Source organism: Neorhizobium sp. BT27B (assembly GCF_050455485.1).
GTDB lineage: Bacteria > Pseudomonadota > Alphaproteobacteria > Rhizobiales > Rhizobiaceae > Neorhizobium.
Genome location: NZ_JBCIYT010000001.1, coordinates 869,442 through 891,100, shown reverse-complemented (window position 1 = coordinate 891,100; position 21,659 = coordinate 869,442). Strand labels below are relative to the sequence as shown.

Here is a 21,659-nt window from a genome sequence, read left to right as displayed (position 1 = left end):
TCACGCCCGGAAGCGTTCGGGCCTGTAAGCCGAGATATCGATGACCGGTTTTTCGCCGGTCATCGTTTCCGCCAGAATGCGCCCCGTTACCGGCCCCAGCGTCAAACCATGATGCGCATGACCGAAGGCGAACCACAGGCCGCGATGGCGCGGCGCCTTGCCGATCACCGGCATCATGTCCGGCGTGCAGGGGCGGGCGCCCATCCATGGCTCAGCGTCGAGCCTTTCCCCCAATGGAAATACGTTTCGGGCAATCGCTTCGGCGCGGGCCAGTTGTACCGGTGTTTTTGGCGCGTCGCGCAATGCGAACTCTGCGCCGGTCGTCAGGCGGATACCCTGGTTCATCGGGGCGAGCAGATAACCGCGCTCGGCATCCATCAGCCAGTTGTTGAGCTTTGCCCCGTCCCTTGCGCCATAATGCATGTGATAACCGCGCTTGACGCCGACCAGATAGCGGTAGCCGAGCGGCGCGGTCACGGTGTCGGACCAGGGGCCGAGTGCAACCACCACCTCCTCGCCCTGGACAGGGCCGTCCTCGGTCGTCACCTTCCAGCCATTGGCAACCGGCGTCAGCGTCGTCGCATCTCCATGCACGAACCGTCCGCCCAGCTTTTCGAACAGCGCCACATAGGCCTGTGTCAGCGCCAGCGGATCGAGAACCGACCACGGATCGCGCCAGATCAGGCCACCGGCAAAATCATCGCTCAGATGCGGTTCTCGGCTGGCAAGTGCTGCCTTGTCGAGCGCCTCGAAGGCAAGTCCGTATTCGGATTGTTTGGCGCGAGCCGACGCCAGTTCCTTATCCAGTGCGGCGGGCGAGCGAAACACTTCCATCCAGCCATCCTTGCGGATCAGATGGGATGCATTCGCCGCCTCGATCAGGTCCGCATGTTCGCTGATCGAATGTTCGATCAACGGGGCATAGGCCTTGGTGATCAGCGTGTGGCGATCGACATTGGAATGCCACCAGTAACGCAACAGGAAGGGCGCCACCCTGGGCATGGCGCGGGCGTGATAAAAGGCATCGACGCGATTGTTGAGCGCATAACGCATGAGGGTGCGAAACTCCTGCGGAAAGCCATAGGGGGCGACGCCCTCACGCTGGATCAGACCGGCATTGCCATAGGAGGTTTCGCAGCCGGGATCACGACGATCGACCAGCACCACGGATTTGCCGCGCCGGGCGAGATGAATGGCCGTCGAAACGCCGATGATACCGGCTCCGAGTACGATGACGTCCGCTGTCATGATGAACCTGCCTGAAGGAAATGCGATGCGATATCGAGGCGCATCTTATCGGCATGGCGACCTTCGGCAACCGGTCAATTTTCCCGGCATATCCGTGTCATGTCCCCGTCGCTGCGGTTTCCGGATCGATCATCGGCTCGAGCATGGACTTGAGTTCCTGTGCGTCACGGATGCCGAACAGGAACCAGTTGATCAACTGGTCCGCCACCGCCTTTTCCGCTTCACTGCCGGGCGGGATCTCTCGCTCGCGACAGATTTCGGTCAGCACCGCGTGCAGGAACGACAGGTCCTTGCTGTCGATGATATCGTTTGACGCAAACGGCATGCAGCACTTCCGATCCTCTGGTTTTGCGGGCATCTCTTTCACGTCTTACCCGCAGCCTTTGACAGCTTCACGGTCAGGCAACGCGCCTTTTCGCAGAGGGTTCCACGTCAGTCGCCATCGTGGGGAATGGACGCTGAGGTCAAGTAGCTCAGGATCATGTCTGCCGCCATCGTGCGATGGCGCTCATAAATGTCCGGTTGCGAGAGATCGCAATGAAACAGCGTACCAAACGTGTGGCGGTTGGAAGCCCGGAAAAAACAGAGCGCACTGATCATCAGGTGCAGGTCGAGAGATGAAATCTGACGACAGAAGACACCCTGCGCATAACCACGACAGAGAATATCGTCGAGCACGCGGATGACCGATATGTTGAGATCGCTCAGCTCCGCAGAACGCCGCATATGCATGGCGTTGTTGATGTTTTCACTGCTGACGATGCGGATGAAATCCGGGTTCTGCTCATCGTGGTCGAAGGTGCTGTAAATCAGCGTCCTCAGGGCTTCCGCCGGCGGCATGATGGCAAGCTGGAGGTCGTCTTCGCGAGAACGGGTGCGCCGGTATGCCTTTTCCAGAACTGCGAGATACAGCCCTTCCTTGCCGCCGAAATAATAATAGATCATCCGCTTGGAGGTTTTGGTCTTTTCGGCGATCGCATCAACGCGTGCGCCGGCCAGTCCGTATTCGCCGAACTCGGCGGTGGCCACGACGAGGATGTCGTCTTTCGTTTTCTGCCTGTCGTTCTTTCGTGGTCGGCCGGCCGCCGGTGCTGCCGTCTTTTCCATATGCTTCTGCCTTGCCTTCGCTGCGGGCTCAAAAATCCAAATTGCCACTGTCCAGCAATGTTGTAATTCACCCATATCCCGGCATCAATGAAAACGGCCCGGAAACGACATAAAGGAAAAGCCATGCCACATGTGATCGTGAAAATGTTTGCCGGCAAGACGGAAGAGCAGAAGCAGGCGCTGACGGCGGAAATCGCCAAGGCGCTGATGACGGCCATCGGTTCGACGGAAAAATCCATCTCCGTGGCGATCGAGGATGTTGCGCCGGAAGACTGGACGGAAAAGGTCTATGTGCCGGAGATCGCCGGCAAGCCGGACCTGATCTACAAAAAGCCGGGCTACGATCCCTTCGCCTGAGCGGGAAGGGCAGAAGCGGCGGCATCGAAGCGCCGCCGCGTCGGTCAAAAAAATCAGGCGTAACGGCTGACGGACAGGTCGCTCGCATCGATTTCCGGTGCGCGGCCGCTGACGAGGTCGGCAATCACCCGCGCCGAACCGGTGCTCATGGTCCAGCCCAGCGTGCCATGGCCGGTGTTGAGATAGAGGCCCTTGATGTGGGTGCCACCGATGATCGGCGTGCCATCCGGCGTCATCGGGCGAAGGCCCGACCAGAATTCGCCCTTGCCGGCTTCGCCGCCCGGAAACAGGTCCATGACCGAATGTTCCAGCGTGCGGCGGCGGGCAAGGCCGAGATCATTGGTATAACCGGAAATCTCCGCCATACCGCCGACACGGATACGGTCGCCCAGACGCGTGATGGCGATCTTGTAGGTCTCGTCCATCACGGTGGATTCAGGCGCGCGCGTCGCATCGGTGATCGGGATGGTCAGCGAGTAACCCTTGACCGGATAGACCGGCAGGTTGATGCCGAAGGATTTGACCAGAAGCGGCGAATAGCTGCCGAGCGCCACGACCACGGCATCCGACCTGATATCGCCCTTGTCGGTATGAACGCCCGAGACGGCACCGCCGGAAATATCGACGGCCTTGATAGTGTGGCCCCAGAGGAATTTCACGCCCAGCGCCTCGGCCTTGGCCGCCAGCGCATTGGTGAACTTGAAGCAGTCGCCGGTCTCGTCCTTCGGCGTCAGAAGACCGCCGACAATCTTGTGGCGCACATGCGAAAGGGCAGGCTCGACGCGCACGCAGCCATCACGGTCCAGCACTTCATACGGCACGCCATCGGCCGCCAGCGCCTTCACGTCCTTGGCCGAAGCATCCAGCTGATCCTGCGTGCGAAAAAGCTGCAGCGTGCCCTGCATGCGCGCGTCATAGGCAATGCCGGTCTCTTCCCGCACATCCGCCAGCGTGATACGGGCGTAATCGGCCAGCCGCAGCATGCGGCTCTTGTTGATGGCGTACCGATCCGAGGTGCAGTTCATCAGCATTTTCAGCATCCACGACAGCATCGCCGCATCCATTTTCGGACGCAGGATGAGCGGTGCATGTTTCATGAACAGCCACTTCATCGCCTTCTGCGGAATGCCGGGGGCAGCCCAGGGCGAGCAATACCCGAACGACACTTCGCCGGCATTGGCAAAGCTGGTTTCCAGCGCCGGACCCGGCTGGCGGTCGATGACGGTGACCTCGTGGCCGGCCTTGGCAAGCTGGTAGGCGGATGTGACGCCGATGACGCCGGCGCCGAGAATGGAGACTTTCATTCTGTCCTCAGTGGTTCATGCCGGAAAGGCCACTATACTGCGAAACACAGCTTTGGCCGAGTCCGCCTTGCGGCAGCAGCCACGCCTGAAAACGCTTGAGGCCAGTCTGCAGCACCCGTTCCCGTCATTATTGACTTATGACTCAAGCTTATTGAAACGATCACGCAATATCCCATCGTTTATTGCTTGATCATTGCATCAATTGATGTTTTTCGGGATGATCTTCGAACTTATGGAATAATCCGCATGTCCGCCATCGATGCCATAGACCGCGACATCATCCGCCTGCTGCGGCTGAACGCCCGCATGAGCAATGCCAGGATCGCCACGGAGGTCGGGCTGTCGCCATCCGCCTGCCTGCGCCGCATCGGGCTTCTCGAAAAGGCGGGGGTGATCAAGGGCTATACGGCGCTGATCGAAAGCGCCGGAAGCAACACGATCGCTGTCATCATCAACATCACGCTGGAGCGCCAGACCGAGGATCATCTGAACCGCTTCGAGGCGGCGATCCGCAAATATCCGGAAATCCGCGAATGTTTTCTGATGACCGGCGATTCTGACTATCTCTTGAGGGTGGAGGTGGAGAGCGCGCTGGAATTCGAGCGCATCCACAAGGAGATCCTCTCGGCGCTGCCGGGCGTGCTGCGCATTCATTCCAGTTTTTCGATCAGAAACGTGCTGGCGACGCGGCCGAAGGGACGGCGATAGACCGGTTTCATGCCGATTTTCTAAAATTCCCGTAAAAACACCCTATATTTGAATAGCGCCCATTCTGGGTTGATTTGCCCCCTTGGCGCCATATTTTTCCCCGCAAAAGCAAGCATTCAATTTTTCGCTGCCGGCAATCCGGCGGGCGTTTTACTTTAGCATTTGCCGGGGCACCTTATGGACAATGCATCTTCCGCCGCCGATTTCATCCAGGCGAGCCGTATCCTGAAGATCAACTCGCCGCTGGGAGAAGATCAGCTTCTCGCCGAGCGCGTCACGATCGAGGAAGGTATTTCCTCGCTGTTCGAAATCCGTCTCGTCGCCCGCACCAAGAAGGAGCAGATCAAGCCGGAAGAGCTTATCGGCCGTCTGCTCGATGTCTCGGTCGAGGTGCAGCAGGGGGACGGCGAGGATGTTCCGGCCATCCGCCGCCCGTTCAACGGTCTCGTTACCGAACTCAACGAAGGTCCGCCGATCACCCGCGGTCTGCGGTCCTATGTCATGGTGCTGCGTCCGCAGATGTGGCTGCTGGCCCGCCGTTCCGATTGCCGCATCTGGATGGACAAGACGTCGATCGAGATCGCCGAAATCCTGTTTTCCGAACACGGCATCCCGGCACCGGATACATCTGGCGTAATTACATCTCCGCCAAAACAGCATTATTCGGTCCAGTTCAACGAGCGAGATTTTGACTATCTCTGCCGTCGTTTTGAAGAAGACGGCCTGTTCTACTGGTTCAGCCACGAAGACGGCAAACACAAGCTGCATGTGGCCGATACGGCCAATGGCTGGCTCGGCCCGTCAGCCTCGGCGCAGGGTGAAAAGAGAGTGCGCCTGGCGCAAGGCTCGTCCGACCGCAACCACATCAATGAATGGGCGCGTCGTTTCTCCTACGTGCCGGGCCAGCGCGCCGGCGCCGACTGGAATTTCGAGACCCCCCGCATGGTGCCGGGCACGATGACACCATCTCTGGTGCAGATGCCGGATGCGACCAAACGCGAGCTTTACGAATACCCGGCCCGCATCTCCTCCGTTGCCGAAGCCGAGCGTGCGCAAAAACTGCGGTCTCAAGCGTCGGAAGCCGACCATGACCGCGTTTTCGGTGCTTCTACCAGCCGCATCATCGAAACTGGCCGCCGTTTTACACCTTACGAAGTCGCGCATCCCGACAATGTCTACGATGAACACGTCATCATCCGCTCGATCCAGACGGTGGTAGACCGCTCCTACGAAACCAACAGCAACGAACCGGAATACCGCAACGAGTTCGAAGCCGTACCCTCCCGCGTACCGATGACGCCGCATAGGGAAACCAAGCGTCCGCGCATCGAGGGTACGCAGGTGGCGATCGTCGCTGGGCCGGAGGGCGAAGAGATCCACCCGGACCAGTACGGCCGCATCAAGGTCTGGTTCCCCTGGGACCGCAAGGCCAAGAAGGACGGATCGGACACCTGCTGGGTGCGCGTGGCGCAGAACTGGGCCGGCTCAACCTGGGGCGGGCAGGTTATCCCGCGTATCGGCATGGAAGTGATGATTGCTTATGTCGACGGCGATCCGGATCGGCCGCTGGTGACGGGTGTGGTTCCGAATGCGATGCAGAAGGTTCCGTATGACCTGCCGGCGAACAAGACGAAGAGCCGTTTCGGACCAACACGCATAAGGGGCGCGGTTTTAACGAATTAAGTTTTGAAGATGATGTGGGTCGCGAGGAGATATTTGTTCAGGCCGAGCGGGATTACAATGTTGGCGTAAAGAATAACTTTGTTCAGTACACAAACGCAAATCATCACCAACAAATAGGTATGAACGAAAGTCGGGTTGTTTTAGGTTGGGCTGATTTTTATTATAATCAAAACCTAACAATATCAACAGGAAGAAATTTAGTGCAGATGATCGGCGAAAGTGATGCCGTCATGTCTATTATGAGTTCAAATTTCGTAGATAGATTTAATTTCGGTCTTCCTTTTGACGGAATGTCGAAAAATACAGATTTTTCAAATGTTCATAATCAAGGTTCTTTGATAACTATAGTGTCAGGAGATGTGGCAACTTCAGTTGAGAAGAATTATACACTAGATGTGTCTGGGAACTCGCAGCAAAATTATGACAACGGTCTCTCGATCAATACCGCTAAGGACTATTCTCTTTCTGTAACTTTGAACCACATAGTCAAGGTGGGGCAGCGGGTCGTGTTTGGTGTGGGGGATGCGTTTTCAATAAAATGCGGAAAATCGGAGTTTACCATGAACAAGGATGGGCAGATAACCATTCGAGGAGAGAATGTGCTTGTCGAAGGAGCTCAAAGCATCAAGCAAAAATCAAAACGTATCGATATCAATTGAGGGAGGAGTAATATGAAAATATCTAATTTTTTTACTTTCGTATTTTTGAATTTTTGCTTTGCCTTTTCAGTAAGCGCTCAGACTTCAACGCCTATGCCGGAGAGTGTCGAGCGTCGGCTGCCTCAAGCTTGTGCAGTTGATGTCGTTAATCTGATTGATGCAATTTGCCATAATAAAGGTACAGTTAATACTGTCGCTATAAATTTCCCTGGCGTTTGCAAGCAGTACAACATTACTAGTGAAATAACCAAGAAATTAAGCGAATGCAAAGGCGATAATGTTTTCTTTGAGATGTGGAAATTTAAATTTGATATAAGTAACGATTTTAAAGAGAAGTTCGTGGATTACGTTGAAGAAATCCGTCTAAATGAGAAGCAAAGCGACTCTGACGTTTCTTTGACGTCTGCCTCTGAAGCTTTTAGGCTTTTGGTGTGGGCATGTGGTCTGGATGCGAAATGTCATCGCTCTGTTTTCGATTCGCTGTCAGCCGAAGCTAAGAATGCGTTTCAGAGAACTCCGTATTTTTGCGATTATGCACCGGAAATCACGTCATTTGATGACAGTTCCTACCGCACGTTATTTTTTCAGGCCGAGTATCCTGATGGAATCGCCCAGCCAATGTGTCGCGCATATTACTGCAAGTATAAAGTGTGCAGTGAAAAAGAAACATCTGATGGCGTTTTTATATTGAGTGATGTTTTTCGCGTCCAATACGACCTTCTATATAAGGCTATTCAGCCATGACTGATAACGCGTTCAGGCAGATTCTCGCTAAGACTCACCAAGATGGCAAGCCGCAACTAACTATGCCGGGAGCCAATCTTGGTGATGGTACCGACGCGATTGAATCAACGACATATAACCATGAGCCCTATAACAATAATCTTTTGTCTTGGGGAACTAAACTTTTACATGCTGCCTACATTGTCGTAGACGATATTCTTCCTGCAGGTGAATTTAAAAGATATTCAAAATTTGTTCGGATCCACAGGTCTGAATATCACGGAATTTTAATTAGGTTTACTGGGATGAAGACAAGTCTTTATTCAATAGAGGATCTTGCTCCTTCTCCAAAAGTTGCTCGCGACGGAAACTTGCTCAAGGATGGAAGTCTTACAAAAGAAAGAGGCGCAGGAATGGCCTCTATGAAAGCCGGAGAGAGTGATGTTGGCAGTGCGGGACGAGATGCCATTGATCTGGTGAATAAATCCAGCGGAGGGATTCCGATCCAGATCGACAGTGTGTACCAAATTGACCTCTTGCCTCTCCACTCGAATAGATCATGCTTAGTTACAGATAACAAAGTGTTGGAGTTCAACTTCAATAACGGCGCTCGAGCTGAGCGCGCGTTTCCGGGCGAATTCGGCAGAAATCTATATGTCGCCTTTGACGTAATTAACAAAGCTCCTCTTCCCCAGATCATTCGGTTTGATGTTCAGGTCTTGATGATGGTCGGTGGGTCTAGCCATGGAGAACCTATAAAGCCGTCAGTCGAAAAGGCTGGCGGTATCGGATATCCGGCGTGGAGGCGGCCGGAGGATACAGCTGCTGGCGGTGGAGCGCCGACGAACCTTATTCCATCGGATGCTTCTGGAGATACGAGGGTGCCTGTTGGTCGAGTGTCGTCGGCTCGCCCGAATGGCCTCAGCGGTACAATTCCCATTGGTATGGAAACAAACGCTCTCGACGTCATAAGCGAGAACACTGCGCACACTAAGTAAAGTTGTCTTTTCAGGACAACGTCTCGCTCTTAGAGAGAGGATCACCCATGCCCCCAGCCCACCGACGCGCCGATATCGGCTCAGCCCACGCCTGCCACTTCCCGCCATCGCCGGCGACCGGTGGCAGTCCTGATGTCTACGTCAACGACCGCCCCTTGATGCGGGTCGGCGACAGTTATGCGCCGCATGCCTGCGTAGCCGGTCATGCCGGGCCGCATGGACGGGCGCTGGCGGCGGGTTCCGCCACCGTGTTCATCAATGGCAAGCCGGCCGGTCGTATCGGTGACGCCATCGATTGCGGCGGCAATGCGCAGACCGGCTCCGGCGATGTGTTTATCGGTGACGACGAGGGCAAGGGTGCGGGCGGCGGCGGTGGAGCCGGCAGTGCGGCAAGCGGCGGCACGCCGTGCCAGGCCAGCATGGCCGCGCAATCCATGCCGACGGTGAGAGGATAATCATGATCGATCGCGAGCGCGAACAAAACCCGCTCTCGCCAGAGGGACGGGCGCTTTTGGCACGCCTGAGCGCGCTTGCCGGCGAGCCGGGCCGCCGCATTTTTGCGGCCATGGATGGCGCGCGTTTCGAAAATCTGGCAGCCTCGCTCTACCGCGCCGATATCGCTCATCGCCCGCTTTATCGCCATGCCGGCGGTGATTATGCCATCGTGGCCGGTGGCCCCTGGTTGGTCGATCCCTCGCGGCCGGCGCAATCAGCGCTGCTCGAAGATTTTGGCGTTTCCGGTGAGGGCGAGGCGGATGCATTGTCCGACGAGGCGCTGGCTGCGCAGGCGGCTCTTCTGTCGCAAAAAATGCTGGCGAGCCTGAATGCCGGCGATGTTTCTGCTGGCGGCATGCTGGCACAATCCGGTGCGCCGCATCCGGAAAGCGTCATTGCCCGGCTGGAGGCCTTGGTTCACCTCGCCGATCAGCGCTCGGCCATCGTCTTCTGGGCTGGCGACGAGACATTGACGGCCGAGAGCCTGTTTCGCCATCTGCGCGGCCTCAACCGCATCACCATTCCGCGCGGCACTGCAGCCGATGTCTTTGATGGCGAGAAGGTGGAGATGGCAGCGGCGGGTGGCGCCGATGATGCCGCAGCCGAGCCTGTGGCCGCGCGCGGGCCGGCCACGGAAACGGTGATCTTTCGCCATGCCGATCCAAACGTCATGATGCAGGTGTTTCCGGTTCTGGACGAGACGCAGGCCTGGTGCCTGTTCGGCCCGGCCGAGCTGATCTTCTTTTCGCCCGATCCCGTCTGGGGCGGCGGCGTCAAGCGTGGGCGCCGGCCGGTGGCAACGCTTCTGGCGGGCAGGGGAATGCTGCATCTGTCCCCTGACATGATCGCGATGATCGAGGATGCCCGCATGCAGGCCTCTCGGCTCAAGGTGGTGGCCTATCTGCGCGATGTGCATCCGGCGACATTGGATGTGGCGGATGGCGAGATGATGGAACGCGTGCTGTCCTATGAAACTTCCGGTACACGTCTGGGTTTGGCATCCGAGCGGGCGCATATGAAATGGGCCTATCTGATGTCGATCACCGATGGCGGGTGTGATGGCCCGGAAGCGGAGAATTTCTTCAACGACACTGCAAAACATCCCGACGACGCGATCGACGATCTGCTCGTTGCTTTTGAAAAATCCTCCGGTGGTGAGTGGGATGATATCTGGGCTGGATCAGCGCCATGAAGTTCCTGATCAAACTCCTTGAGAAATTGCTGAAGAGCAGCACCGCGCGCCCTCCGGTGAAAACCCCGCCGGGCAAACCACCCGCCCAGCCGCCGGCAAAACCACAGCAGGCACAGCAGAAGGCGGACCAGCAAGGAAATGCCTCCCAGCAGCGCGACAATTGCAATGGCAATTGCGCGCCTAAAAAGCCAAAACCGCAAAAGCGCGATACAAAACCCTATGCGGACCGCCTGCGCGGCAAGCGTTACGAAGAGGCCGAGGACATTCTGGATCGCGAGCTGCGGGACGACGCCGGCTGGACGAAGGCGCCGCTCGGCAAAGGAGATGGCGTGCGCTATTATGACGGCAAGGGCGGCTCCGTATCGCTCAACCGCGGTTACCCGGAAGGTCTGAAAGGCGGCGGCGGCGATGCGGTTCACAAGGGCCCTTACGTAAAAGTTCAGCCGTCCGGCGACCGTGTACCGCTCGGAGAATGAGAAGATGATGGATAAGAGACTGATCGAGCGCGAGTTGCTTTTGAGTGCCCTGGACGAGGATGCCGTTTTGAGTGCGGCGGAGAACCTGTTGGAAAAGACGGGTGCGGACGTGAACGAGGTTCTGGCATTCGCATGCAGGCTGGCGGAAGACGGTTTTCTTGAATTCTACAAATATGCGGATGACCAGGCACCCGTCGTGATCGGCCCTGAAGAGATTTTGACCGAAATTCGGGACGAACCCTACGGTGTGTTTCTGCAGCAGACGGATGCGACCGCCGGCAGACTGGCTATCCTGTCGCAGGATGGTGATGGCCCGGTTTCTGCCTGATCGGCCTGATCCGCGCGCTCATTCCGTTGAACATGCGGTCGATGTCTCGGCAGACCGGCGACATGGCTGAAGGATGACGGCGAGCACGTCATACTTGCATGGCCATCGATAAAGCCTATCTCCAGTCAGGAGATGAATGGTGTTTCCGATGGAAAACGAGCAGGAGAAGGCATCATGGTTGAGCCGGTCACCCGCATATCCGCCAGTGCCGCGTCCGAGGCGACGCGGATCGACAGCAGTCTTTCGATCACGTCCGAGCCGGACAATGCTTGGGTTGCTGCCCGTCAGGAGCAGATAACGGCTGATCAGCAACGGTTGCGGCGAGACGCCGCCGATGAGAAACCGGATGGCGCGCCACCACATCATGCCCACACTGCCGCCGAAACGAGCGATCAGCCGGAGGAGCAGCGATTGTCTGGAGAGAGCGAACGAATCGGCAATCAGAATTTCGACGATGATACGCCGTTCGGCGAAAGGGTGGTTATTCTCTGACGCCAGCATATCGGCCGCGGCGGGTTGAAGCCATGCCGGGCGGTTTAGCTAATGGGAAGAAGAATTGGCTGGGGAACCTGGATTCGAACCAAGATTAACGGAGTCAGAGTCCGTCGTTCTACCGTTGAACTATTCCCCAGCAGGGAGCGGCGTGTGGCCGGCTCATCGGTGTGCGGCGCTTATAACCAAAGTTTTCGCGAATGCAAATACCGTTTTCAAAAAACTTTCATGTGTTTTTCCATCCCTGTGGATGATGCCTGATCCGCCTGCGGCAAGCCGCTCCGGCGCTTTGCCAAAAAGGCATTGGCGAATGCCCCCGTCGCTGTTATCCTAACGCCAACGAAACACCAGATGCCTGCGGCAGTCCCATTTCACGGGGTTCTTGCGCGGCGAGACGGAAAAGATCAGTGATGGACCCCGACAGCGGCAATGCGCCGCCAGATGGCGGGGCGTCGACGGCAGGGCGCAGCGGCAAAAACCGCAGGCGCCGCAAGGCAAAGCAGAACGGTAAGCCCCGTTCCGCTGCCCTACCTGCGCGTGGCGGCGAAACCGGCGTGACCGGTGAAGCCCGACGTCCGGAAACGAATGATGACGGCATGCCTGTGCGCAAGCGCAAGCGCCGCCGGTCGCGTGGTGGTGCGCCTTCTCAAAAGGCGCATGGTGACAATTCTCCCAGGAATGACCATGGCGACGCCTCTTCGCGCGGCCAGCATCATGGCGGCGATCATGCTGCCCATGGCGCAGGGCAGGGCGGTGCAAGTCACGCGGGCACCAGTCACGTGGGTGAAAACCATGGTGCGGCGGCAAATGGGGCGGCGGGCGGCCAGAATTCCAGGCAGAATTCGAACCAGAACCCCGGCCAAGCCCCCGGCAAGGGCCGCAATCGCCGGCGCAACAAAAATCGAAATGGCCGCAGCCCGCAGGTGCGTCCTTTGGCGCCGGCCGGCCAGCAGGCGGATAAACAGCAGCGCGACAATCGCAGCGGCAAGGGTGATTCGCGCGAAACTGTAGCAGCGTTGCCGGATATGGCGCGTGAAGCAAAGCTTCGCCATGGCCAGCATCCGGCTTTCGAGCCGCGTGGCGCGCGTCATGATCGTGGGCAGGACAAGGGCCATGATCGCGGCCCGGAGCGTGGATACGACCGTGGCCGTGAAAACCTCTCCCAACCCGATGATCTTTATGCGGCCCTCGATCTCGGCACCAACAATTGCCGTCTTCTGATCGCCCAGCCGACGCGTCCCGGCCATTTTCGCGTGGTCGATGCGTTTTCGCGCATCGTGCGTCTGGGCGAGGGTTTGGGTGCCACCGGCCGGCTGTCGCAGGATGCCATGGACCGTGCGGTGGATGCCTTGCGCGTCTGCGCCTCGAAACTGGCCAACCGGCCGATCAAGCGCATGCGGCTGATTGCAACGGAAGCCTGCCGCGCTGCCGAAAACGGCGAACTGTTCTTGTCGCGGGTCATCGCCGAAACCGGGCTGGACCTCGAAATCATCGATCGCGAGACCGAGGCACGGCTTGCCGTGTCCGGCTGCTCGTCTTTGGTCGGGCGTGAGGCGCGCTCCGTCGTGTTGTTCGATATCGGCGGCGGTTCGTCGGAAATCGCCGTGATCCGCATCGGTGACCAGCGCTCCAGCCGCCTTGCCAGCCATATCACCGACTGGACCTCGCTGCCGGTTGGCGTGGTGACGCTGTCGGAACGTCATGGTGGCCGTGATGTCACGCCGGATGTGTTTTCGGCGATGGTCACCGAAGTCGAGGGCATGCTCCAAAAGTTCCAGTGCCCGCCGATCGACATGGATTATGTCGGCGCGGGGCCTGAGGATTTTTATCTGATCGGCACGTCGGGCACCGTTACCACGCTTGCCGGCGTGCATCTCGATCTGCCGCGTTATGATCGCCGCCGCGTCGATGGCGTCTGGCTGTCGAACAGCGAAGTCGATGCCATGCAGCACAAGCTGCTGTCTTGGGATTTTGCCGGCCGCGCCGCCAACCCTTGCATCGGGCCGGATCGTGCCGATCTGGTTCTGGCCGGTTGCGCCATTCTCGAAGCCATTCGCCGTCGCTGGCCGAGTACGCGCATGCGTGTTGCCGACCGTGGCCTGCGCGAAGGCATTTTGACCGAAATGATGGCCGATGACGGCGTCTGGCGCAGGCATCGCGTGCGTCGGGATGGTGGCCGGGATGGCGATGCGCAGCAGCGCCCGCCACGACCACCCGCATCAGGCCCACAATCTTCAGGAGCAAGGCGATGACGAAACCGCCCATCGGCCGCAAGCTCGGCCAAAAAGTCAAGAGTGGCAAGCTGAAGGCATCGTCCAGACGTTGGCTGGAGCGCCATATCAACGACCCTTACGTACAGCGTGCCAAGCTGGAAGGGTATCGCGCCCGCGCGGCCTTCAAGCTGCTGGAGATCGACGAAAAACACCAGGTACTGAAGGGCGCGCGCCGCATCATCGATCTGGGTGCCGCACCGGGCAGCTGGTCGCAGATCGCCGCCAAGGTCACCAATTCGACCGATGAGGACATCCGCGTTGCCGCCATCGACTTTCTCGAAATGGCGCCTCTGCCGGGTGTGAAAATCCTGCAGCTCGACTTTCTCGATGATGATGCACCGCGCCAGCTGATCGAGGCGATCGGCGGCACACCGGATCTCGTTCTGTCCGACATGGCGGCCCCCACCACCGGACACCACCGGACCGACCACCTGCGCACCATGCATCTGTGCGAGGTCGCGGCCTATTTTGCCGTCGAGGTTTTGGGGCCCGGCGGCCATTTTCTGGCCAAGACATTCCAGGGCGGCACCGAGAAGGAGCTGCTCGACATGCTGAAACGGAATTTTAAGCAGGTCATCCACGTCAAGCCGGGTGCATCGCGTCAGGAATCGGTGGAAATGTTCCTGCTCGCAAAGGGTTTCAAAGGCCGTCAGACCGGCGTGTCGGAAGTGCAGGACGAACCTGCCGAATATGTCGACGAGCGTGAAAGCTGGACCGAAGATCAGGGTCGGTGATTTTGCCATCGGCAAGTTGTCCATGAGGCAGCGACGATGCCACGAATATCGTCTCCCCGGTGGGGAGAAGTGCCGGAGCGAAAGCGAGGCGATGAGGGGGCGACACGGCAAGAGCTTGCGATATGGCTTTGCTCCCCCTCATCCGACCCTTCGGGCCACATTCTCCCACGAGGGGAGAAGATAGTCCGGTTACCCAGACCTTTGCCTCACTCCCCCGGAGCCGGTTTTGCCTGCAGGCCGGGGCCATGGCCGGACGCTACCGATCCCGCATATTTGTCGAGCGGCAGAAGCGGAATGATCGCCAGCAGCGACATCACCGAGACGGCGTAGAAGGCGATATGGAAATCCGCCAGTTGCAGATGCGTGCCGGATAGGGCCGCCGATGCCTCGAGCACCGAGGCGGCGAAAGCGACGCCCAGCGCCATGCTCACCTGCTGCAGCACGGATGACATCGAGGTTGCCTGGCTTGCCTGCGAATCCTCGATTTCCGAATAGCTCAGCGCATTGGCGCCGGTGAAGAAGAACGAGCGCGCCAGCCCGGAAACGAACAGGAAAAGAATGATCGCCATATGCGGGGTCTGCGGCGTGAAGAAGCCGTTGACGACCGTGGTGATGGCGCCGACGACACCGGCGCAGATCAGCGTCGTCTTGAAGCCGATGGCCTTGTAGACCCGCTTGGCGATGAACTTGACGGTCAGCGCGCCGCCGGCACCGGCAAAGGTGATCAGGCCAGACTGGAACGGGTTCAGCCCGAAGGCGAGCTGCAGCATCAGCGGCATCAGGAAGGGAATGGCGCCCGTCGAAACCCGAAATATCGTGCCGCCGATCATCGCTGCGCGAAACGCGTTGTTCTGAAAGATCTGCAGATCGAGGATCGGGAACGGATGGCGGCGCGCGTGAAACACGTAGGCCACAAGGCATGCGATGCCGATCAGCGTCGCGGAAATGCCCACAGCCGGTGGCAGGGCCGGCAGGCCGATGACGGAAAGGCCAAACACCACGCCGGCCGCCGAAAACGCCGTCAGCAGGAAACCGAGGAAATCGATGCGCGGCGATTCCCGCTTCTCGATCTCCGGCAGGTAGATGCCGGTCATGATCAGGCCGAGAATGCCGACCGGCACATTGATGATGAAAATCCAGTGCCAGGAGAAATAGGTGGTGATGAAACCGCCGATCGGCGGGCCGGTGAGAGGTCCGACAAGGGCCGGAATGGTCAGAAGCGCCATGGCGGAGACGAGGTCGCTGCGCTTGGTGGTGCGCAGCAGAACCAGACGCCCGACCGGCGTCATCATCGCGCCGCCCATGCCCTGCAGAAACCGCGCCATCACGAATTCGATCAGGTTGGACGAAACGGCGCACAGGATCGAGCCGATGATGAAGACGAGAATGGCTGAGCGAAAAACCTTCTTGGCGCCGAACTTGTCGGCCATCCAGCCGCTGATCGGAATGAACACGGCAAGCGCCACCATGTAGGATGTCAGCGCCAGTTTCAGGGTGATCGGCCCGACATTGAGATCGGCTGCGATCGTCGGCAGGGCGGTGGCGATGACGGTCGAATCCATCTGCTCCATGAAAAGAGCGACGGCAAGAATGAGGGGCACTGCGCGGTTCATCGGATACGCTTCACGGAAAGGATGCTGCGGCCTTGGCGCATCGACCCGGAAGCCGGTGCCGGTTTTCGGAAACTACGATGCGTCGCTGTAAAGACTGGGTTGGTGACGTCTGTATTCCTCATTTGATGACATGCCAATCATGTCCGGCTAACTTTTGTCATTTCGCATCACGTCTGCGTGACGCCCGCTTGCTCGTTCGCCTGCATTTCTATCTTTTCCCTCGGGACGGTCCTGCTTCGCTCGGCCGGTGGAAAAACGATGGAGAACATCATGACACGCTTTACGATCGATCGCAGGACGATGCTTGGAACTGCCGGTCTCGGTGTGCTGGCCGCACCGGCCATTTTGTCGGGCCAGGCTGCAGCGCAGACCGCGCAAGCCGGCGCCGAAGCCAACAAGGGATTGCCCATGGATCATGCCATGCCACCGGAAGTGAGCCGCTTCAAACTCGGTGATTTCGAAATCCTTGCCATTCGTGATGGTTTTGGCGCGCTGCCGAAGCCGAACGAAACCTTTGGCACAGATCAAGCGCCGGATGCAGTGGCCGCCCTGCTTGAAAAGAACTTTCTCCCCGCCGACCAATTCGTCAACAGCTATGCGCCTGTCGCCATCAACACTGGTAGCGATCTGATCCTGTTCGATACCGGCTTCGGTGAGGGCGGTCGGCCTAAGGGCAATGGCCGGCTGATCGAAGGCCTCGCCGCTGCCGGTTACAAACGCGAGGATGTCACCATCGTCGTCCTCACCCACATGCATGGCGACCATATCGGCGGCCTGATGGAAAAGGGCGCACCTGCCTTCCCGAATGCCCGTTATGTCGCCGGCCAGGTCGAATATGATTTCTGGACCGATACGGCCCGCGTCGGCACGCCGGCCGAAGGTGGCCACAAGGGCGTGCTCGCCAATGTCAAACCGCTGGCCGAAAAGACCACTTTCATCGGAGACGGCACGGATGTCGTCACCGGCATCACCAGCATGGCCGCCTTCGGCCATTCGCCGGGCCACATGGTGTTCAACGTCGAATCCGCCGGCAAACGCCTCGTGCTGACGGCCGATACCGCCAACCACTATGTACTCTCGTTGCAGAAGCCCGACTGGCAGGTGCGTTTCGACATGGACAAGGCCAAGGCAGCGGCAAGCCGCCGCAAGGTGTTTGACATGATCGCAACCGACAAGGTGCCCTTCCTCGGTTACCACATGCCGTTCCCGGCGGTCGGTTATGCCGAAAAATTCGAGGACGGTTATCGCTTCGTGCCAAAAAGCTACCAGTTCGATCTCTGATCGCGCGGCGCTTTAAACGACCAAAGCCACCCCGAAGGGTGGCTTTGGCTTATATGTCCCTTTCGGGAGACGGTGGCGTGTTTCCATGCCCCGCAGATAAAGTATATTTAGTTCTTATCGGGATGCGCGTCAATGGTGTGTTGTCCAGCGATGCCACGCCGCCAGCCGCCTCACTTCTGAGTGGGTAGATCAATCTCTATGACGACCTCATCGGTAATGATGGTCCGTCCGGAAGTGTCCGTGAACGTGCTTGTTTCCTTTATCAAAATCTCTGGATTTGGCTTTTGCGCCCACCCAGCCATGCTGGCATGACACTTCTCAAGTATCGGAGAGAGTTCATCCATAGCGATTCTGGGCGGGTTCCTGTTGACGAAATCCAGCCGCGAGGTTGCTACGGTCATGGGGTGGTCGCAGACAACCCAGCATCGTCGCCCGTTGATCTTGTCGCTTGTTGCCTTTGATAACTCTACGCTGTTCTCGTAGCTCTGGTTATCATCATCGGTAGTTATGGGTAGAACGATGACCTTCCCATGCAACATGTTCTTTCGAGAAATGACCACGACGGGTCGTTTTTTCCAGAACTCAGGAATGTGGATCATGTTCTCTGGGTGCAGAGCACACCAGTAAAGGCTGCCAACCTTCGGAGCGGCTTTAATCTTGACGGGGTATCTCGTTGCCATGAGCGCCGAATGGGCCGGAGATCGTTTGAGTGAAAGTTTTGCGGTTAAACCAAGGGTAGAATTATAAAATTATTGCTCGCATCTTTGCTGGGGCAAGTCAAGCTATGCAATCCCGGCGGGTCTCCCCTCCGGGATTTTTCTGTTCCCAATCTGTCATGAACGTGTTACCAGCCCTCGCCAACTTCCATGTATTTCATGCAGAAGAAGCCGGACGGGGATTTTCCCTTTTCCGGAGGATTCTGCCTATCCAACTGAAGGAATTGGCAATGGCACGCATCGTAATCTCGGCAACCGGCGCGGAAGCGCTTACCTTCGACGATGTGCTCCTGCAGCCGGGGCACTCGGAAATCATGCCGGGCCAGACCAACATTTCCACCCGTATCGCCAAGGATATCGACCTGTCGCTGCCGATCCTGTCGTCGGCCATGGACACGGTCACCGAAAGCCGTCTGGCGATTGCCATGGCGCAGTCGGGCGGCATGGGCGTCATCCACCGCAACCTGACCCCGATCGAACAGGCCGAGGAAGTTCGCCAGGTCAAGAAGTTCGAAAGCGGCATGGTCGTCAACCCGGTGACGATCGGCCCGGATGCCACGCTTGCCGACGCCCACGCGTTGATGAAGGCGCATGGCATTTCCGGTATTCCGGTCGTTGAAAACGGCGGCCGTCCGGGCCGTCTGGTCGGTATCCTCACCAACCGCGACGTCCGTTTCGCCTCCGATCCGTCCCAGAAAATTTTTGAACTGATGACGCGCGACAACCTGATCACGGTCAGGGACGGTGTCGAGCAGGCTGAAGCCAAGCGCCTGCTGCACACCAACCGCATCGAAAAGCTGCTGGTTGTCGATAATGAAGGCCGTTGCGTCGGTCTCATCACCGTCAAGGACATCGAGAAGTCGCAGCTCAACCCGAATGCCGCCAAGGATGCGCAGGGCCGCCTGCGCGTTGCCGCCGCCATCTCCACCGGTGACGATGGCGTCGAGCGCGCCGAACGCCTGATCGATGCCGGCGTCGATGTCATCGTCGTCGATACGGCTCACGGCCATTCCCAGAAGGTTCTGGATGCGGTCGCCCACGTCAAGAAGATGTCGAACGCCATCCGCATCATTGCCGGCAATGTCGCCACAGCGGAAGGCACCAAGGCGCTGATCGATGCCGGTGCCGATTGCATCAAGGTCGGTATCGGTCCGGGCTCGATCTGCACCACCCGCATCGTCGCCGGCGTCGGCGTGCCGCAGCTCGCAGCCGTCATGGCGGCCGTCGAGGAAGGCAACAAGCACGGCATTCCGGTCATCGCCGATGGCGGCCTGAAGTTTTCGGGCGACGTCGCCAAGGCAATCGCCGCCGGTGCATCGGCCGTCATGGTCGGTTCGCTTCTGGCCGGTACCGATGAAAGCCCGGGCGAAGTTTACCTCTACCAGGGCCGTTCGTTCAAAGCCTATCGCGGCATGGGTTCCGTCGGCGCCATGGCGCGCGGCTCGGCAGACCGTTATTTCCAGGCGGAAGTGCGCGACACGCTGAAGCTTGTGCCGGAAGGCATCGAGGGCCAGGTTCCATACAAGGGCCCGGTCTCGGCCGTGCTGCACCAGCTGGCCGGTGGCCTCAAGGCTGCCATGGGTTATGTCGGCGGCAAGGACATCAAGGACTTTCAGGAAAAGGCGACTTTCGTGCGCATTTCCGGCGCCGGTCTTCGCGAAAGCCATCCGCATGGCGTGACCATCACCCGCGAAAGCCCGAACTATCCGGGCGTCAGCTCGTAAGCGCCCAGGCGCATTCGCGAGAAACTCTCCACCGATTTCGGGCGGGCCGGGCATGTTGCCCGGCCCGTTTTCGTGTCAGAACACCGGCTAAAAGCTGGAGGACCAAGCCGATGACATCAGACCTGTTGCTGACTGACACAACCGCCATGTTCTGGCCGATGATCGCGCATGCGTTCCTCGTTTTCATTCTGTATTACATGCTGTCGAAGCGCCGTGTCGCCGCCGTGAAGTCCGGCACATTCGATGCACGGCAGTTCAAGGAAAACCTGTCGGAACCGCCGGAAAGCCTGCTGGTGCACAACAATCTGAAGAACCAGTTCGAGCTGCCGATGTTGTTCCATGCCGGCGTCCTGGCCATCTTCGTCAGCAATGCCGACAATATCATCACCATTGCGCTTGCCTGGATCTTTGTGCTGTCGCGGTATGCGCATTCCTATGTGCACATCACCAGCAACCGGCTGCTTCTGCGCCGCCCCCTGTTCATGGTCGGTTTTCTGGCGACCGTGCTGATGTGGGGCTGGCTGGCCATCTGGCTGGCGACCTCCTGATTGTGCTGAAGCGGCGCCTGCCTCACGCATTCGTGTAGGGTGGGCGCCACGGCGCTGCGTCGCCATGTCCAGAACTCTGCTCTACCTTCGCTTCATCGTTTCACGAGAGGAGCAGGCATCATGGACAAGAAGCCCAAAGTCACGCAGGCGATGATTTCCGCCTATGACGAATACACCCATCTCCATCTCGACCGCAGAAAATTCATGGAGCGGCTGACGGTGCTGGCCGGTTCCGGTGCGGCCGCTGCCGCCATCGCCCCCATGCTGGCCGCCAGTGGTGCACAAGCCGCCGTTGTCGCTGTCGATGATGATCGCCTCACCACCAAAAGCGTCGTTTTTCCCGGCGCGACCGGCGAGATGAAAGCCTATTGGGCACGCCCGAAATCGGCCAGCGGCCCGCTTGGCTCGATCATCGTCATCCATGAGAACCGTGGCCTCAACGAGCATATCCGCGATGTCGCCCGCCGCGCCGCACTCGAGGGCTTCAATGCGCTCGCCGTCGATTTCCTCTCTCCTGTCGGCGGCACTCCGCCGGATGAAGACAAGGCGCGCGAACTGTTTTCCACCCTCGATCCGGCAAAGACGGCGGCCGATGGAGAAGCGGCGCGCGGCTGGCTTGCCGGCCACGAGGGCGCAAACGGCAAGGTCGGTGCGATCGGCTTCTGCTGGGGCGGTGGTCTGGTCAACCGCATGGCGGTGAACTCGCCGGATCTGAATGCCGGCGTGGCCTATTACGGCCAGCAGGCGCCGGCCGCCGATGTGCCAAAGATCAAGGCGCCGCTGATGCTGCATTACGGCGGCCTCGACGAGCGTATCAATGCGGGCATTCCGGCCTATCGCGAGGCGCTGGAAAAGAACGGCAAAACGTTCGAGATCTTCGTTTATGAGGGCGTCAACCACGCCTTCAACAACGATACGTCCTCTGCCCGTTATGACAAGGCGGCCGCCGATCTCGCCTGGAGCCGCACGATCGGTTTCTTCAAGGCCAATCTCGGTTGAG

Annotated in this window: 21 protein-coding genes, 1 tRNA gene and 1 pseudogene; 16 read left to right on the top strand and 7 right to left on the bottom strand. The window is 58.7% G+C overall.

What is annotated here, in order from left to right:
* The 3 genes from AAIH70_RS04690 to AAIH70_RS04680 all read right to left on the bottom strand — a co-directional run bounded on the left by AAIH70_RS04690 (position 1) and on the right by AAIH70_RS04680 (position 2,355).
* Positions 1 to 1,248 carry an NAD(P)/FAD-dependent oxidoreductase gene (locus tag AAIH70_RS04690; protein WP_132272716.1) on the bottom strand — a complete coding sequence of 416 codons (1,248 nt, stop codon included), beginning with the start codon at positions 1,246 to 1,248 and terminating at the stop codon, positions 1 to 3.
* A 97-nt stretch (positions 1,249 to 1,345) separates the two neighbouring features.
* Positions 1,346 to 1,573 carry a hypothetical protein gene (locus AAIH70_RS04685; protein ID WP_132272717.1) on the bottom strand — a complete coding sequence of 76 codons (228 nt, stop codon included), beginning with the start codon at positions 1,571 to 1,573 and terminating at the stop codon, positions 1,346 to 1,348.
* A 107-nt stretch (positions 1,574 to 1,680) separates the two neighbouring features.
* Complete coding sequence (locus tag AAIH70_RS04680) at positions 1,681 to 2,355, bottom strand: TetR/AcrR family transcriptional regulator (protein WP_132272718.1); 675 nt, start codon at positions 2,353 to 2,355, stop codon at positions 1,681 to 1,683.
* A gap of 123 nt (positions 2,356 to 2,478) precedes the next feature.
* Here AAIH70_RS04680 and AAIH70_RS04675 point away from each other — a divergent pair, with 123 nt between their 5' ends.
* Positions 2,479 to 2,712 carry a tautomerase family protein gene (locus AAIH70_RS04675; RefSeq protein WP_132272719.1) on the top strand — a complete coding sequence of 78 codons (234 nt, stop codon included), beginning with the start codon at positions 2,479 to 2,481 and terminating at the stop codon, positions 2,710 to 2,712.
* A gap of 53 nt (positions 2,713 to 2,765) precedes the next feature.
* On the opposite strand, the gene AAIH70_RS04670 is transcribed toward AAIH70_RS04675, so the two are convergent.
* The gene (locus AAIH70_RS04670; RefSeq protein ID WP_430033281.1) at positions 2,766 to 4,016 is read right to left on the bottom strand and encodes a D-amino acid dehydrogenase; all 1,251 of its coding nucleotides are present in this window, start codon (positions 4,014 to 4,016) and stop codon (positions 2,766 to 2,768) included.
* Between the two features lie 246 nt (positions 4,017 to 4,262).
* On the opposite strand from AAIH70_RS04670, the gene AAIH70_RS04665 reads away from it, so the two are divergent.
* The 9 genes and pseudogenes from AAIH70_RS04665 (at position 4,263) to AAIH70_RS04625 (ending at position 11,770) form a co-directional block, all read left to right on the top strand.
* On the top strand, positions 4,263 to 4,724 hold the full coding sequence (locus AAIH70_RS04665) for an Lrp/AsnC family transcriptional regulator (protein ID WP_132272721.1): 462 nt from the start codon (positions 4,263 to 4,265) through the stop codon (positions 4,722 to 4,724).
* Positions 4,725 to 4,901: 177 nt separating this feature from the next.
* Positions 4,902 to 7,066, top strand: a pseudogene (tssI, locus tag AAIH70_RS04660) (type VI secretion system tip protein TssI/VgrG).
* A 12-nt stretch (positions 7,067 to 7,078) separates the two neighbouring features.
* Positions 7,079 to 7,810: a hypothetical protein gene (locus AAIH70_RS04655; protein WP_132272722.1), complete on the top strand. Its 732-nt coding sequence runs from the start codon at positions 7,079 to 7,081 to the stop codon at positions 7,808 to 7,810.
* A complete protein-coding gene (locus AAIH70_RS04650) occupies positions 7,807 to 8,787 on the top strand; it encodes a hypothetical protein (RefSeq protein WP_132272723.1) in 981 nt (326 codons plus the stop codon). Before AAIH70_RS04655 ends, AAIH70_RS04650 begins: the two co-directional genes overlap by 4 nt.
* 47 nt (positions 8,788 to 8,834) lie before the next feature.
* Positions 8,835 to 9,242, top strand: coding sequence for a PAAR domain-containing protein (locus AAIH70_RS04645; protein ID WP_132272724.1), 408 nt, complete (start codon positions 8,835 to 8,837; stop codon positions 9,240 to 9,242).
* Positions 9,243 to 9,244: 2 nt separating this feature from the next.
* Positions 9,245 to 10,474, top strand: coding sequence for a hypothetical protein (locus AAIH70_RS04640; protein WP_132272725.1), 1,230 nt, complete (start codon positions 9,245 to 9,247; stop codon positions 10,472 to 10,474).
* Positions 10,471 to 10,950: a hypothetical protein gene (locus AAIH70_RS04635; RefSeq protein ID WP_132272726.1), complete on the top strand. Its 480-nt coding sequence runs from the start codon at positions 10,471 to 10,473 to the stop codon at positions 10,948 to 10,950. Before AAIH70_RS04640 ends, AAIH70_RS04635 begins: the two co-directional genes overlap by 4 nt.
* Positions 10,951 to 10,954: 4 nt before the next feature.
* Positions 10,955 to 11,278: a hypothetical protein gene (locus AAIH70_RS04630; protein WP_132272727.1), complete on the top strand. Its 324-nt coding sequence runs from the start codon at positions 10,955 to 10,957 to the stop codon at positions 11,276 to 11,278.
* A 174-nt stretch (positions 11,279 to 11,452) separates the two neighbouring features.
* Positions 11,453 to 11,770 (top strand): hypothetical protein, encoded by a 318-nt coding sequence (locus tag AAIH70_RS04625; RefSeq protein ID WP_132272728.1) that lies wholly within the window; start codon positions 11,453 to 11,455, stop codon positions 11,768 to 11,770.
* A 65-nt stretch (positions 11,771 to 11,835) separates the two neighbouring features.
* Here AAIH70_RS04625 and AAIH70_RS04620 read toward each other — a convergent pair.
* Positions 11,836 to 11,909 (bottom strand) — tRNA-Gln (locus tag AAIH70_RS04620).
* Positions 11,910 to 12,180: 271 nt separating this feature from the next.
* On the opposite strand from AAIH70_RS04620, the gene AAIH70_RS04615 reads away from it, so the two are divergent.
* A complete protein-coding gene (locus AAIH70_RS04615; RefSeq protein WP_132272750.1) occupies positions 12,181 to 14,022 on the top strand; it encodes a Ppx/GppA phosphatase family protein in 1,842 nt (613 codons plus the stop codon).
* The gene (locus tag AAIH70_RS04610) at positions 14,019 to 14,777 is read left to right on the top strand and encodes an RlmE family RNA methyltransferase (protein ID WP_132272751.1); all 759 of its coding nucleotides are present in this window, start codon (positions 14,019 to 14,021) and stop codon (positions 14,775 to 14,777) included. The genes AAIH70_RS04615 and AAIH70_RS04610 overlap by 4 nt, the downstream gene beginning before the upstream one ends.
* A 206-nt stretch (positions 14,778 to 14,983) precedes the next feature.
* Here AAIH70_RS04610 and AAIH70_RS04605 read toward each other — a convergent pair whose 3' ends face one another.
* The gene (locus AAIH70_RS04605; protein WP_132272752.1) at positions 14,984 to 16,390 is read right to left on the bottom strand and encodes a DHA2 family efflux MFS transporter permease subunit; all 1,407 of its coding nucleotides are present in this window, start codon (positions 16,388 to 16,390) and stop codon (positions 14,984 to 14,986) included.
* Between the two features lie 270 nt (positions 16,391 to 16,660).
* On the opposite strand from AAIH70_RS04605, the gene AAIH70_RS04600 reads away from it, so the two are divergent.
* Positions 16,661 to 17,671: an MBL fold metallo-hydrolase gene (locus AAIH70_RS04600; RefSeq protein WP_132272753.1), complete on the top strand. Its 1,011-nt coding sequence runs from the start codon at positions 16,661 to 16,663 to the stop codon at positions 17,669 to 17,671.
* A 170-nt stretch (positions 17,672 to 17,841) separates the two neighbouring features.
* Here AAIH70_RS04600 and AAIH70_RS04595 read toward each other — a convergent pair whose 3' ends face one another.
* Entirely contained in the window at positions 17,842 to 18,351 is a 510-nt protein-coding gene (locus AAIH70_RS04595) for a type II toxin-antitoxin system PemK/MazF family toxin (RefSeq protein ID WP_132272754.1), read from the bottom strand.
* A 266-nt stretch (positions 18,352 to 18,617) separates the two neighbouring features.
* On the opposite strand from AAIH70_RS04595, the gene guaB reads away from it, so the two are divergent.
* The 3 genes from guaB to AAIH70_RS04580 all read left to right on the top strand — a co-directional run bounded on the left by guaB (position 18,618) and on the right by AAIH70_RS04580 (position 21,658).
* A complete protein-coding gene (gene guaB, locus AAIH70_RS04590) occupies positions 18,618 to 20,111 on the top strand; it encodes an IMP dehydrogenase (RefSeq protein WP_132272755.1) in 1,494 nt (497 codons plus the stop codon).
* Positions 20,112 to 20,221: 110 nt separating this feature from the next.
* Positions 20,222 to 20,659, top strand: a complete 438-nt coding sequence (locus AAIH70_RS04585; RefSeq protein WP_245519092.1) for an MAPEG family protein — start codon at positions 20,222 to 20,224, stop codon at positions 20,657 to 20,659.
* Positions 20,660 to 20,779: 120 nt separating this feature from the next.
* Positions 20,780 to 21,658, top strand: a complete 879-nt coding sequence (locus AAIH70_RS04580) for a dienelactone hydrolase family protein (RefSeq protein WP_132272756.1) — start codon at positions 20,780 to 20,782, stop codon at positions 21,656 to 21,658.
* The last annotated feature ends 1 nt before the right edge of the window (position 21,659 follow it).

Excerpts from the sequence above, each read along its gene's own strand:
- AAIH70_RS04595 (WP_132272754.1), bottom strand. The coding sequence starts at position 18,351 with ATGGCAACGAGATACCCCGTCAAGATTAAAGCCGCTCCGAAGGTTGGC.
- AAIH70_RS04650 (WP_132272723.1), top strand. The coding sequence starts at position 7,807 with ATGACTGATAACGCGTTCAGGCAGATTCTCGCTAAGACTCACCAAGAT.
- AAIH70_RS04610 (WP_132272751.1), top strand. The coding sequence starts at position 14,019 with ATGACGAAACCGCCCATCGGCCGCAAGCTCGGCCAAAAAGTCAAGAGT.
- AAIH70_RS04670 (WP_430033281.1), bottom strand. The coding sequence starts at position 4,016 with ATGAAAGTCTCCATTCTCGGCGCCGGCGTCATCGGCGTCACATCCGCC.
- AAIH70_RS04605 (WP_132272752.1), bottom strand. The coding sequence starts at position 16,390 with ATGAACCGCGCAGTGCCCCTCATTCTTGCCGTCGCTCTTTTCATGGAG.
- AAIH70_RS04615 (WP_132272750.1), top strand. The coding sequence starts at position 12,181 with ATGGACCCCGACAGCGGCAATGCGCCGCCAGATGGCGGGGCGTCGACG.
- AAIH70_RS04675 (WP_132272719.1), top strand. The coding sequence starts at position 2,479 with ATGCCACATGTGATCGTGAAAATGTTTGCCGGCAAGACGGAAGAGCAG.
- AAIH70_RS04655 (WP_132272722.1), top strand. The coding sequence starts at position 7,079 with ATGAAAATATCTAATTTTTTTACTTTCGTATTTTTGAATTTTTGCTTT.
- AAIH70_RS04585 (WP_245519092.1), top strand. The coding sequence starts at position 20,222 with ATGACATCAGACCTGTTGCTGACTGACACAACCGCCATGTTCTGGCCG.
- AAIH70_RS04630 (WP_132272727.1), top strand. The coding sequence starts at position 10,955 with ATGATGGATAAGAGACTGATCGAGCGCGAGTTGCTTTTGAGTGCCCTG.
- AAIH70_RS04645 (WP_132272724.1), top strand. The coding sequence starts at position 8,835 with ATGCCCCCAGCCCACCGACGCGCCGATATCGGCTCAGCCCACGCCTGC.
- AAIH70_RS04685 (WP_132272717.1), bottom strand. The coding sequence starts at position 1,573 with ATGCCGTTTGCGTCAAACGATATCATCGACAGCAAGGACCTGTCGTTC.
- AAIH70_RS04680 (WP_132272718.1), bottom strand. The coding sequence starts at position 2,355 with ATGGAAAAGACGGCAGCACCGGCGGCCGGCCGACCACGAAAGAACGAC.
- AAIH70_RS04625 (WP_132272728.1), top strand. The coding sequence starts at position 11,453 with ATGGTTGAGCCGGTCACCCGCATATCCGCCAGTGCCGCGTCCGAGGCG.
- AAIH70_RS04665 (WP_132272721.1), top strand. The coding sequence starts at position 4,263 with ATGTCCGCCATCGATGCCATAGACCGCGACATCATCCGCCTGCTGCGG.
- AAIH70_RS04640 (WP_132272725.1), top strand. The coding sequence starts at position 9,245 with ATGATCGATCGCGAGCGCGAACAAAACCCGCTCTCGCCAGAGGGACGG.
- AAIH70_RS04580 (WP_132272756.1), top strand. The coding sequence starts at position 20,780 with ATGGACAAGAAGCCCAAAGTCACGCAGGCGATGATTTCCGCCTATGAC.
- guaB (WP_132272755.1), top strand. The coding sequence starts at position 18,618 with ATGGCACGCATCGTAATCTCGGCAACCGGCGCGGAAGCGCTTACCTTC.
- AAIH70_RS04600 (WP_132272753.1), top strand. The coding sequence starts at position 16,661 with ATGACACGCTTTACGATCGATCGCAGGACGATGCTTGGAACTGCCGGT.
- AAIH70_RS04690 (WP_132272716.1), bottom strand. The coding sequence starts at position 1,248 with ATGACAGCGGACGTCATCGTACTCGGAGCCGGTATCATCGGCGTTTCG.
- AAIH70_RS04635 (WP_132272726.1), top strand. The coding sequence starts at position 10,471 with ATGAAGTTCCTGATCAAACTCCTTGAGAAATTGCTGAAGAGCAGCACC.